The organism is Formosa algae (assembly GCF_001439665.1).
In the GTDB taxonomy this organism is placed as follows: domain Bacteria; phylum Bacteroidota; class Bacteroidia; order Flavobacteriales; family Flavobacteriaceae; genus Formosa; species Formosa algae.
The window spans coordinates 1-13,352 of sequence record NZ_LMAK01000069.1 but is presented as its reverse complement, the minus strand read 5'-3'; the positions used below and the strand labels follow the sequence as shown (position 1 = coordinate 13,352).

General features: G+C 33.1%; 12 protein-coding genes and 1 tRNA gene. 5 read left to right on the top strand and 8 right to left on the bottom strand.

Annotation, left to right across the window (positions count from 1 at the left end; genetic code table 11):
- Positions 1-15: 15 nt before the first annotated feature.
- The 6 genes from gmd to AST99_RS15105 form a co-directional block, all read right to left on the bottom strand.
- Positions 16-1,134, bottom strand: a complete 1,119-nt coding sequence (gmd, locus tag AST99_RS15130; RefSeq protein WP_057783140.1) for a GDP-mannose 4,6-dehydratase — start codon at positions 1,132-1,134, stop codon at positions 16-18.
- A 29-nt stretch (positions 1,135-1,163) separates the two neighbouring features.
- Complete coding sequence (locus tag AST99_RS15125) at positions 1,164-2,162, bottom strand: SDR family oxidoreductase (RefSeq protein WP_057783138.1); 999 nt, start codon at positions 2,160-2,162, stop codon at positions 1,164-1,166.
- Between the two features lie 23 nt (positions 2,163-2,185).
- Entirely contained in the window at positions 2,186-3,502 is a 1,317-nt protein-coding gene (locus AST99_RS15120; RefSeq protein ID WP_057783136.1) for a nucleotide sugar dehydrogenase, read from the bottom strand.
- A 101-nt stretch (positions 3,503-3,603) separates the two neighbouring features.
- Positions 3,604-4,074: a UpxY family transcription antiterminator gene (locus tag AST99_RS15115; protein WP_057783134.1), complete on the bottom strand. Its 471-nt coding sequence runs from the start codon at positions 4,072-4,074 to the stop codon at positions 3,604-3,606.
- Between the two features lie 3 nt (positions 4,075-4,077).
- Positions 4,078-4,596 (bottom strand): hypothetical protein, encoded by a 519-nt coding sequence (locus tag AST99_RS15110; protein ID WP_057783132.1) that lies wholly within the window; start codon positions 4,594-4,596, stop codon positions 4,078-4,080.
- A gap of 284 nt (positions 4,597-4,880) precedes the next feature.
- On the bottom strand, positions 4,881-5,735 hold the full coding sequence (locus AST99_RS15105) for a zinc-dependent peptidase (protein ID WP_069727868.1): 855 nt from the start codon (positions 5,733-5,735) through the stop codon (positions 4,881-4,883).
- 298 nt (positions 5,736-6,033) lie between these two features.
- Between AST99_RS15105 and AST99_RS15100 the strand changes: the two genes are divergently transcribed.
- From AST99_RS15100 to AST99_RS15085, 4 genes are read left to right on the top strand one after another with little or no spacing between them, the layout of a single operon-like run.
- Positions 6,034-8,274 (top strand): T9SS type A sorting domain-containing protein, encoded by a 2,241-nt coding sequence (locus tag AST99_RS15100; protein WP_057783129.1) that lies wholly within the window; start codon positions 6,034-6,036, stop codon positions 8,272-8,274.
- Between the two features lie 29 nt (positions 8,275-8,303).
- Positions 8,304-8,567 (top strand): hypothetical protein, encoded by a 264-nt coding sequence (locus AST99_RS15095; protein WP_057783127.1) that lies wholly within the window; start codon positions 8,304-8,306, stop codon positions 8,565-8,567.
- An 8-nt stretch (positions 8,568-8,575) separates the two neighbouring features.
- Positions 8,576-9,706 carry a hypothetical protein gene (locus tag AST99_RS15090; protein WP_057783125.1) on the top strand — a complete coding sequence of 377 codons (1,131 nt, stop codon included), beginning with the start codon at positions 8,576-8,578 and terminating at the stop codon, positions 9,704-9,706.
- Between the two features lie 9 nt (positions 9,707-9,715).
- Entirely contained in the window at positions 9,716-10,786 is a 1,071-nt protein-coding gene (locus AST99_RS15085) for a nucleotidyltransferase family protein (RefSeq protein ID WP_057783123.1), read from the top strand.
- Between the two features lie 55 nt (positions 10,787-10,841).
- Here AST99_RS15085 and AST99_RS15080 read toward each other — a convergent pair.
- Positions 10,842-10,923, bottom strand: a tRNA-Leu gene (locus AST99_RS15080).
- A 101-nt stretch (positions 10,924-11,024) separates the two neighbouring features.
- On the opposite strand from AST99_RS15080, the gene AST99_RS15075 reads away from it, so the two are divergent.
- Entirely contained in the window at positions 11,025-12,413 is a 1,389-nt protein-coding gene (locus AST99_RS15075) for a dipeptidase (RefSeq protein WP_057783121.1), read from the top strand.
- Positions 12,414-12,674: 261 nt separating this feature from the next.
- On the opposite strand, the gene AST99_RS15070 is transcribed toward AST99_RS15075, so the two are convergent.
- The coding region (locus AST99_RS15070; protein WP_157486419.1) for a T9SS type A sorting domain-containing protein at positions 12,675-13,352 on the bottom strand (678 nt) is incomplete at its 5' end.

The following is a 13,352-nucleotide window of genomic DNA, read 5'->3' as shown; positions in this document are numbered from 1 at the left end:
TTAATCTAATTTAGACTATTCAAAATAGTTTAAAGTATCGTAACCTCCTGTTTTAAGGAATTGATCTTTTTGCATCAACTTTAAATCACTTTTCATCATATCCTTAACCAAATCACTTAAATCAAACTCCGGAGTCCAACCTAATTTATTATTAGCTTTAGAAGCATCTCCGATAAGTAATTCTACTTCTGTTGGTCTAAAGTATTTAGGATCTACTGCTAAGACTTCTTTTCCTATTTCTAATTGAAATTCTGCATTGTCACAAGAAGCAACATACGCTTTTTCTTCGATGCCTTCGCCTTTAAACTCTAATGTAATTCCTAATTCACCAAAAGCCATCTTTACGAAATCTCTAACAGGAGTTGTTTTTCCAGTAGCGATTACCCAGTCTTCTGCTTCGTCTGCCTGAAGAATCATCCACATCATTCTAACGTAATCTTTAGCATGTCCCCAGTCACGTTGCGCATCAAGATTTCCTAAGAAAAATTTATCTTGAAGTCCTAAAGCGATTCTTGAAACTGCTCTTGTAATTTTACGTGTTACAAACGTTTCCCCTCGGATTGGAGATTCGTGATTGAATAAAATACCATTACAAGCATACATATTATAAGCTTCACGATAATTTACAGTTATCCAATAAGCATACATTTTTGCTACGGCATACGGACTACGAGGATAAAATGGTGTAGTTTCTGATTGTGGTACCTCTTGAACTTTTCCATATAATTCAGAAGTAGACGCTTGGTAAATTCTTGTTTTCTTTTCTAAACCTAATAATCGAACAGCATCTAAAATACGTAGCGTACCTAATCCATCTGCATTACCTGTATACTCAGGAACTTCAAAAGACACATGTACGTGACTCATTGCTGCAAGATTATAAATTTCGTCTGGTTGAATTTCTTGGATCAAACGAATAAGATTTGTACTATCAGTCATATCTCCATAATGCAAGAAGAAATTACGACCATCTACATGAGGATCTTGATATAAATGATCGATACGATCTGTATTAAATAATGAAGATCTACGTTTTAAACCATGAACTTCATAACCTTTTTTTAATAAAAACTCGCTTAAATAAGCGCCATCTTGTCCGGTTACCCCTGTAATTAAAGCTACTTTCTTACTCATTGTATGTTTTGTGTTAATTCTATAAACATCTATAAATTCTCCCAATACCAATTTACAGCTTCTTTGATGCCGTTTTTAACAGTATGGGTGGGTTGATAATCTAATTCTTTTTGTGCTTTCGCAATACTTGCTAATGAATGTGGTATATCTCCCACTCGATTAGGGCCGTAAGTAACATTGACATTGTTAATTTCTGAATCATAACAAGTCAAATATGTTTTTAAATATGTAGTTAATTCTAAAAGTGATGTCCTATCTCCTACTGCTGCATTATACACTTGATTTAATGCTGATGAATTTGAAGTTGTAATAGCCTTCAAATTTATTTGTAACACATTATCTATATAGGTAAAATCTCTAGAATACGAACCATCGCCGTTAATTTTAGGACTTTCATGATTCATTAATTGTTTTACAAATAATGGAATTACTGCCGCATAAGCACCGTTTGGGTCTTGTCTCCGGCCAAACACATTAAAATATCTTAATCCTATGGTATCTAATCCGTAAGTTGTACTAAATATATCAGCATATAACTCATTAACATATTTTGTAATCGCATATGGAGATAATGGTTTTCCAATTGTATGTTCTACTTTAGGCAACTCTTCAGAATCACCATAAGTTGAACTACTAGCTGCATAAACAAAACGCTTTACTTTAGCATCTCGTGCGGCAACCAACATGTTAAGGAAACCACCAACATTTACATTATTTGTATTTATTGGATCTTCTATAGACCTAGGAACAGAACCTAACGCAGCCTGATGCAAGACAAAATCGACACCTTGACAAGCCTGATGACAAGTATTTAAATTACAAATATCGCCTTCAATTAACGTGAATAAATCCGAATTTAAATAAGAGGAAATGTTATGCTTGAAACCTGTAGAAAAATTATCTAAGCAAATAACGTTGACCTTATTTCCCAACAAAACTTCAACTAAATTGGAACCAATAAAACCTGCTCCACCAGTCACTAAAACAGTTTTACCTTCTAAGCCCGACATGTGTAATTCTTGTATCATTTATCTAATTTCCAGTCATTTGACTATAATCGTTTATCTACAATATGACTTGGCAATATACCTTTTACATCGTACACGATACCATTATTCACTTTTAATTTTTCAATATCCAAACTTAAAAATTCTTTATGAGATACCGCAAGAATAATACTCTGATATGTGTTTTTTTCTAAATTCTCTACTAAATCAATTCCAAATTCGTCTTTCACTTCTGCGCCGTTAGCCCATGGATCGTAGACATCTACTTCCATATGAAAACTTTTTAACCCTTTGTAAATATCAATAGCTTTTGTGTTTCTAATATCTGGACAATTTTCCTTGAATGTAATTCCTAGTATTAAGGCTTTTGCGCCTTTAATACATTGTCCTTGGCCAATCATTTCCTTAACGATTTCCTGAGACACATACTCCCCCATACTATCGTTTAAACGACGGCCTGCCAAAATAATCTCCGGATGATACCCAGCCTCCTGAGCCTTCTGGGCCAAATAATAAGGATCTACACCAATACAATGTCCGCCAACCAAGCCAGGTTTAAAAGGAAGAAAATTCCATTTGGTACCAGCAGCTTCCAAAACGTCATGCGTATTAATGTTCAATAAATTAAAAATCTTAGCCAATTCGTTAACAAAGGCAATATTAATATCCCGTTGACTATTCTCTATTACTTTAGCCGCCTCTGCAACTTTTATTGAAGACGCCTTAAATGTACCTGCAGTAATTACAGATTTATATAATTGATCTATAACGTCTGCAATTTCTGGAGTTGAGCCCGAAGTTACCTTCAAGATCTTAGCGACCGTATGCTCTTTATCTCCTGGATTTATTCGCTCTGGAGAATATCCTGCAAAAAAATCTTCATTAAATTTTAATCCACTAAATGCTTCTAAAACCGGCACACATTCATCTTCCGTTACACCAGGATACACTGTAGATTCATAAATAACAATATCTCCTTTTTTAAGCACACTTCCAACAGATTCTGACGCTTTCACTAAAGGCGACAATACAGGTCTGTTATTTTTATCTGTAGGGGTTGGCACGGTTACAATGTACACATTAGCTTGAGCTAAAAGAGACACATTATCTGTGGGAAAAAAACCTTTCACTTGGTCTGTGGAAGTACTCTCTTCTTGTAGTACTTTTTTTAATTGTTCCGAACTCACCTCTAAGGTATGATCTTCACCTTTTTTAAGTTCTATAATACGTTTTGCATTAATATCGAAACCTATAGTTCTATACTGCTTTGCAAACTCTACAGCTAGAGGAAGACCTACATACCCTAACCCTATAATAGCAACTGTTTTTTCTGTTATATTTTTCACAAGATTGAAACTCATGTATATTTTAAATGTATTCTGAACTAGCTACGGCTTCGCCGTGGTGCATCCCATTTTTCATGGTTACTCCAGCACGTTTACACGATTATTTTAATATTTTTTTATTGCATTTGTAGCTTAACTACAAATCCTAAATCTTTTAACACAACCCAACATTGGTTACCAGATACATACTTTACTTTTCCTGTTTGCAATTCGAATCCAAAGTCCGACAACTCTATGCTTTTGCCTGGCTTTAAAACACTTACATCACTCACTATCATATCATTCCCCGCTTCTACGTCTTGCAAAATTTCAACCTCTCGATCTTTTACAACGACAGGCACTCCTTCCCAAAACATATATCTTACAGCTCCTGAAACGTTAAACACCAAGTTACGTTCTGACTCCAAAAGCTTAACTAAAACCATGGAGGGTAACAAAGGTACAAATACTTTTTTCTTCCTATCGCTCCAAACACGAATCTCTGTTTTTACAGGACAATACGCTTTTACTCCTAAACGCTGAAGTTGAGTTTCAACCTTTTTCTCGCTTCGCGACTTCGTATATAACACATACCATTTTGCTTCCATGACTTATTTTTCAATCAATTCATCATAAATAACAAAACCATTATCATGCTGATAAGAATCTGTAAAGGTAAAATTAACTTTCCGATTTATTTCCGATTCAATTTTCCCAGCCATCTGATTAATATAAACCGTATTCAGCTCTTTTCCTTCAACAACTACATCTATCAAACCACTATCTAATCCTGCTGCATAATCACCAATTACAATCACACGAGATACATGTCCCATTCTCGCTAAAACAGTAGCCACAATAGTATCTAACCCTACGTATTTACGAACCATATTTTGTAATGGACCAAATAACGGATGGTTAGTATTAGCCTTATACGTCACTTTATTTCGATCTTTTTCTTTACCGAGATAACCTGCAGAAGACAACTGATTAAGCTCTTTTCTTACCGAGTTTGTAGATTCATTAAACTCCACCGCTAAACCACGTAAGTACCCGCTATTATTCGCATTAAGGAATAATTTTACGAGTATACGTATTCTTGTTTTCGAGGTTATTAAAGATTCTAACATACAGAGTTTAAAAACGAGTAACAAAACTACTCTTTTTTATTTAACTCAAAAATATTTTAATAATAGATTTTTAACGATAACGTTTTAATTAAGAAGAATTAACGATACACTAACAAGTAGCATTAACAAGTTTTTTTTAATCAATAAAAAGGTGTAAAAAATATCATATTCATATCAAAAAAAGACTGACTACTATTTCAAAACGAGAATAAATAATGTAAGCTTTAAAGGTATATCTGGCATAAAAGCTTAAAACAAAGGAACTAAAATAAGTAGAAAATAAATTAATATCCTGCAAAATCAAAATTGAGCATTTGCTTAGTTTTAGCGTAAACATTAGGAAATTCTAAACGAAATTCAGATGGATTTTCAATAAAAGATTCTACAATAACAGCTAAAAATTCAAATTGATTTAAAAACCCCTGGCCTCTAAAAAAATGTGATTGAATTAATTTCTGACGTAAAGGCTCATTCTTTGTTAACATATTAGCCAATTCTTTAAAACTATCTGTAAAAATAGTTGAGCTAACATCGCCTTCTTTCATGCTATTTAGATGTATAGCTTGCGAGAACTCATAGATTCCTAAATTCATATTTAAATTATTAACCTCTACTCCGCGTTTAAAATCTTCCCAAGAAATTACCAACACTTTTAACATTGGATTTAATTCACCTGCATGATATGATTCATTTGTAACAGAATAAAACTCATCTGGATAGATAAATATTTTATCTATTAGACCAATAAAGAAATCACGAAATCCAAAAGTTAGTATAACCGCATGTGCAGAAATTAACAATTTCATCTCATTAGTGACTTCAAGATTATTTCTTCCTACAAAATCTTTATCATTAATAAAAGACACCACACGATGATCAAAATACAATTGTTCCTTTACAGATAAATGTCTATAAAAATTAAAACTATCTTCAAGCAACGCTTTATCCGCGGTATTTAACGTACGCTTGTTCATATAGAAATGCACAAAAATTGGCTTCTTAAAAAAAAGGACATACACCATTTCTATCATTTTAAATGTATAATACAGCATAAAGAATAATAAGAGTAAAAAGAAAACACCTAGAAAAATCTTACTTGGTATATTAAAATCTTGAATTATTAGGGAGTGAATCATCATAAAAAAAAGATTTAAATTCGTAAAAATTAAAAATAAATTTAAGCATAAAAACTTGGTAATCTGACAATTCAAACAACATTTAGACCATCTCACTTATAATATCGACAATAGACTTGCAAAAAACATAAACAATTCATTTTATCCGTATTATATGCATTTAGTCAAAATTCATAAAGTTTAATACTATAGTAAAACTAGCTACATATTTTTATTTATATTTGCGATTGCTAATCTATCAAACAATTAAATGTCACTTACTTAAATGTAAGACAGCCATGAATCTAAAAAACATGATACTATGAAAAAAATTTACTATTTAATACTTCTTTTTTTAACCATATCTAGTATAAGTTATGGGCAAAATGTAGAGATTGCCTCTCAAAGTTTTAATTCTTCTGCTACAGATACCTGGGATATCTTTTATAACTCACCAAGTTTTGGAAGTAATCCTTACATCTTCGATTACGTTAGTTCAATTACTAATGGAACAGATATAATAGGTACAGTCGGTGGGTCTGACAATTTTTTAGGTGTCAAATACGGTAGTAGCGTATTACCTCCGATAGATGAGCGAGAATACTCATTATATTTTGATACATTCACTTTAAATGATGCTAGTAAAGACCATTTAATTGAATTTGATTACGAATATATAGCTTCCAGTTCTACTTATGTTCCAGATGTAACTTACACTATATACAATGAAAGTTATACACCATTAGTTTCGGGTACACTTTTAACCACAGGAACATCACCTGCAACAGGAATCGCTACAGAATCGATATCTTTACCTAAAGATACTTACACATACTCTTCAGGTCTTACCATGGTTTTATTTATTAGTTATCCAACAGGCACTATTGATGCTGAATGGGAAAATACACTTTTAAAGTTTGACGATTTTAAAATATACGAAGATGGTTTTGATGGTTTAATTTACGACGAGGCAAATTATGGCGGATGGAGAGATGGAGTTGAACCAAATAACAATACAGAATCTGTAAATGTTTTAATTAATAATGGCTCTTACACTTTTACAGGTAGATTTAACATAAATGACTTGACTATATCTAGCGGAGCTAGTGCAATCATAAATTATAATGGTAGAATGAGGGTTTACGGTGACCTAGTGGCAAACGACAATTTAACAATTACATCAAAATCAGACAGTTACGGTAGTTTACGTGTAGACGGAACAGCCACAGGCTTAGTAACCTATGAAAGATTTACGATGATGGATGGTGTTAATGATTTAGTTTCGGCACCACTTTCAGGCATTACATTTGGTGAATTTGCAAGCTCAACTGGTGCAAATAATGATAGTTTATATTTTAGTCAAAATGATACTAATTTAAAAAAATTCGGTCCATTTGTAAAAACAGCAGGAATTGGTGGTACATATGCAAACTGGCACGCGGTAAATGACAGCGACGAAATATTAGAATCTGGAGTTGGATATAGAGCATCTACAGTTAGTGGTAATTTACTTTCTTATACAGGTAATGTAGTTACAGAAGATGTAGAAACAGATGTGTATTTTAACATAAACACACTAGCTTCACAATGGAATTTAGTTGGTAATCCATATACAAGTTACTTTACTATGACACCTTTCTTAAGTGTTAACCAAAATTTATTTCAGGAAGACAAAGTAGCTGTTTACGCTTACAATGGCACTGATTGGACTATTTATAATAATAACAATGCAGTAAATATAGCTCCAGGCCAAGGCTTCTATGTAGCTGTTAAAGAAGATATTGCGAATTTAGGTAAATTAGAATTTCGTGAAAGCTGGAGGAGAGTTGTAAATAGCGATGATTTTATTGCAGGACGAACTGAAACAAACTACTTTTTAGATATAGCATTGAATGCTGACGATGAAGAGAAGCACTCAAACCAATTATATTTCAACGAATATGGTACAAATAACCTTGATAAAGGATATGATAGCTCTATTTACGGACTTAATGAAAGTGGATACACTTTGTTCACACAGTTAGTTGAAGGTAATACTAGTTATAAATTAGCAATACAAACATTAAGTCAAGATGAAATATCTGGCGAAGAAGTATCAGTGCAACTGGGGTTAATAGCACCTGAAGGGAAGAAAATATCGATTAGTATTAAAGAAACTAATTTAGATTCCACAACCAAAGTATACCTAGAAGACACTAAAACTGATGAATGGATATTGTTAAATGATTCACCTTATACATTTGTAACAACCGAAATTTTAAATGGATTAGGACGTTTTGTTTTACATATATCAAGTGAAAAAACACTAGGAATAGAAGACGAAAGTCAAGAAAACCAATTACAGATTTATTCAGGAGATCACTCTATTAAGTTAAAGGGTCAGTTAAATAAGAATACTAATTTAAGTGTATTTGATGTTCAAGGAAGACAAATATATTATTCAACTATAAATCAAACGGTTAATGAATATACTATTGATACAGTAAATTTTAGCAGTGGTATCTATATAGTAAGAATAGTAAACAACGGAAACAAAATCTCTAAGCGTGTTATATTAAAATAACATTATTTTAGAAAAAATACTTATAAATTATGAAGGAAGAAACAAAACATACAAAAATTACTAGAAAGGAAGCCGTACAAAAAATGGGTAAGTATGCTGCTTTTACTGCCATTGGTACGTTTGCTGTATTAAATCCTCTAAAGGCACAAACAACCAGTGAACCTGTTGGTCCTGGAGGGGGAGGTTTTGGAACAGCATCTGAAAGTGAAACATTGGACACAGGAGAAACTTCTGAAAGCACTACGACATCAGAATCAAGAGTAGGAACTAGTCAAGTAAAAAGTAATTTTTAATTGCATTTTTGAAAGCTAATTTAGCTCCAAAACATACACAATCCGTTAACGATTCTATGATACTTTGGTTTGAGAAATCTAACCAATATACCATAGTCGATAACGGATTGTATTTTTGTATACAAACATTTCTAGAAGCTAAAAACCAAGAAAGGTGTTTAAATACTTACAAAAACACATTTCAATTTACATTAGAAAAAGCTAATGCAATATTTTCAGATGTAGAACAATTTCTCTTAGATAGGAATATCCCTTTAGAAACTGAAGAGAATACTATTTCTAAATTAGACAGTACACAAAGAAAATATACAAAGCACTATACTTGTGGTTCATTTAATTTTGATATTCATTTTCAATCAGAAGTATTAATTAATTATCTACATCCTCAACTACAACATTTAGAAAATTCACATCATATCAAACCCAATTTTTGGTTTGACATCTATGAAGAAAATCATCAAATTAAACTTTTTACCAATAATCATTTTATAAAATCATGTGGCTCTCAAGATTTTCATGAATTACAAGGAAAGTTTAACATGGAACTCATTTGTGCTTTACATAATAAAAAGGAACACGATTGGTTAGGACTTTTACACGCATCTACAGTCTCTAACAATTCTAAATCCGTTATGCTTATTGGAACCTCAGGAAGCGGAAAAAGCACATTAACCACTCTTTTAACTCAGCATGGCTATGAGTTAATTGCTGATGACACCACACCAATATTAAGAACTGATTTAAATACGTATTATTTCCCTGGAGGGATATCTGTAAAACCGGGTGCCTTTTCTACAATAAAACCCTACATCAGTAATTTTGAGGACTTACCTGAGAGCTATTTAAGAGCGTATAAAGGTGGTATAAAATATGTATCCTCCCCTATTCCTCAGTTAACAAATACTCCTTGTAATCATATCGTCTTAGTGAATTATAAAGCGGATTCTAAAACGGTATTGGAACCTATCGAGGCCAAAACGGCTTTAGAAGTTTTAATTCCAGATTCGTGGATATCTCCAAAATCTGAAAACGCAAAAGCATTTTTAAAATGGATAAACTGTATTACTTTTTTCAAACTTACTTATAGCAACAATCAAGACGCTATTGATATATTTTCTACTATCTTTATAGACGAATAAGAATCGTTTATGAGTCCTACTGAAGACACCTTAACTCAAATTTCTCGTTTAATAAGTTTCAATTCTGATGATGTTTCATTAAAAAATGACATTTTAAACAATAAACTTAATTGGGATAACATCGTTAAAATAGGAAGTAAACATCTCATAATTCCGACTATATTTATTCGTTTAAAATCAAAAAAGCTACTAACCTACTTACCAAAAGATCTTCAAGCCTATCTAAAATATATTTACGATTTAAATGAAGAACGTAACCTCGCTTTATTAAAAGAAGTAACACTTATAAACGCTTGGTTTAATGCAGAAAATATAGAACATGTATTCTTAAAAGGAGCGGCTATGATCGCTTCCAATTATTACGAAGCCATTGGTGAACGTATGTTAGGCGATATTGATGTAATAGTCCCAAAAAATCAATCAGAAAAAGCTTTTCAATTATTAATAGAGAAGGGTTACAGTTTTGCTAAAGAGCCTAAAATAAATCCAAAATATTTTGAAGACAAACATCTACTAAGACTAGCCTCTAAAAATTATATTGGAGCTGTAGAAATTCACTTTAAACTCTTAGACAAAGAGCAAAAAGATTTAAAGCCAAAAGATGTTTTAAAAGATAAACAATTTGTTGAAGAGAGTAATATTCCAATTCCTTCAGTAAAACATTTAATATTGCATAATATATTAAATTTTCAAATTAATGATTTAGGTTCTTATTATAATTTTATCGGACTCAAAAACAGTTTTGACACTTTAGTATTGTGGCCGCGCTTACCTAAAGTTAAACACAAACAAATATTGCAAAACAAACATGTGCGTAATAATCTCAATCTTGGAAGCATCTACTTTAAAGACTTACCTAAACTCAATAAATCATTGAGGTTAAGGTATCATGCAAAAATGTATCAATTAAAAAACGAATCTAACACGTTTAATTTTTGGCATTACAAAACACTGGCTTATTTAGACTTTTCAAAATTAATCCTGCACCGTACATGGTTCTTTATTATAAACAAGAATTACAGAAAGGATATTTTAAATGATCAAGAACGCATTAAAGCATTTATAAAATCGAAATTGTAAATCAAATAAATACTAACAAAAAAAGCCGACTATAAATAGTCGGCTTTTCTTATTGTGCGGGCGGAGAGACTCGAACTCTCACACCTCGCGGCACTAGATCCTAAGTCTAGCGTGTCTACCAATTCCACCACGCCCGCAATAAGGTGTGCAAATATAAAAATTAGTTTCAATAAACAATTCAACTTTCGAAAAAAAATTCAACATTTTTGTATTTTTGTTGCAAACAGAATATTTCCACATGAAAAATATCTCGACTTACATCGAAAATAACAAGGATAGATTTATAAACGAACTTATCGAACTTCTTAAAGTGCCGTCTGTTAGTGCTGACTCAGCCTATAAAGACGACGTTTTAAAAACATCAGAAATCGTTAAAACACGTCTTGAAGAAGCAGGATGCGATCACGTAGAAATTTGTAAAACCGATGGTCACCCCATTGTTTATGGTGAAAAAATTATCGATAAATCGCTTCCAACCGTACTTGTTTACGGGCATTACGACGTACAACCGGCAGATCCAATCGCACTATGGACGTCTCCCCCATTCGAACCGGTAATTAAAACTACCGAAATACATCCCGAAGGCGCTATTTTTGCACGTGGTGCTTGCGACGATAAAGGTCAGATGTATATGCATGTAAAGGCTTTGGAATACATGACTAAAAACAATGAGTTACCATGTAACGTAAAATTCATGATTGAAGGTGAAGAAGAAGTTGGTAGTGTAAACCTAGCAACCTTTGTAAAAAACAATCACGAGAAACTTAAAAACGACGTTATCCTAATTTCAGATACAGGAATGATTGCCAAAGACGTACCTTCTATCACGACAGGATTACGCGGATTGAGTTATGTAGAAGTAGAAGTTACCGGACCAAATCGCGATTTACACTCTGGACTTTACGGTGGTGCTGTTGCCAACCCAATCAATATATTAACCAAAATGATTGCGTCTCTTCACGACGAAAACAATCACATTACCATCCCTGGTTTCTACGACAGAGTTGAAGAATTATCGACAGAAGAACGTGCTCAAATGGCTAAAGCGCCTTTCAATTTAGACAACTATAAGAAAGCTTTAGATATCGATGCCGTATACGGCGAAGTTGGTTACACAACCACCGAACGCAATTCTATCCGTCCTACGTTAGACGTGAACGGCATTTGGGGAGGCTACACTGGCGAAGGTGCAAAAACCGTTATCGCGAGTAAAGCATTTGCTAAAATCTCGATGCGTTTAGTACCAAATCAGGATTGGAAAGAGATTACAGAATTGTTCCAAAAACACTTCGAAAACATTGCTCCAGACGCAGTAACTGTAAAAGTAAAACCTCATCATGGCGGACAAGGTTACGTCACGCCTATAGACAGCATTGGGTATCAAGCCGCATCGAAAGCGTATACCGATACGTTTGGACAAACCCCAATTCCGCAACGTAGCGGAGGAAGTATTCCTATTGTATCGCTTTTTGAAGACGAATTACAAAGCAAAACCATTTTAATGGGCTTCGGCTTAGACAGCGACGCGATTCACTCGCCAAACGAACATTTCGGAATTTGGAACTACCTAAAAGGTATTGAAACCATCCCAATGTTCTTTAAACACTTTACAGCATTGTCTAAGTAATTTTAGACTTCATTTATAAAAAAATCCGTTCAATATCGTCTTGAGCGGATTTTCTATTTAAACCCATTTGGGCGTTACCTAAAGGTCGCGCTTTCCGTTATATCTTTTTATTCAATTACAGTTTACCTCAGCATATTTAATTCAAACGCACTTCAGTTTAAACGAATACGAATCGCTTATTTCACATAAAAAGGATGCCACTGCAATCGCTAACGCAGAAGACATCTTTGCTTCTACTTATAGCTCCTTAGAAAGAAAATTCTACTCTTTAACAATTTTGTAGACTCCTCTATTTTTAGCACTTTCAACACTTAAAAAATATACACCTGTTGTTAAGACACTCAAATCTAATTGTGTGGTTAATGTTTCAGAAGTTAGCTGTAAGACTCGTATTCCAGAAACATTATATAACGTAAAATCTGCTGCACCAGTTAAACTACGTTCTATCGTAAGGTTTGATTCTACAGGGTTAGGAAACATTTTTAATTCTGAAGCTGTAAATGTTGGTAAACCTAAAGTATTAAATTCATAACAGTCACTAAATTCTTCACAACTTCCCGATGTAATTTTCACTTTATAACTCCCATTATCTATAGGCAAATAGGTTTTAAACGTCGCATCTGCAATTTCTAAACCTGTAGCACAATTATACCATTGGTAAGTCGCATCGTCCTGATTAGCGACTAGGCTATTACTAGTTTGTGTAACCGTATTATCTACACCTGTTAAGACTGCTTTTGTGGCAATATATCCTGCAGACAGTTTAGATAACTCATGATAATACTCTAAATTAAACAACTCGAATCTATCTTCTTTAGAATGATATTTTGAATTTTGATCGTTTTCAGACCAAGCTTCACCAACCAATACTGCCGGATATCCAAGGTTCCAAAAGCTAGAATGATCGCTATATTCTGTACCCGGTGTTATAATATTTGC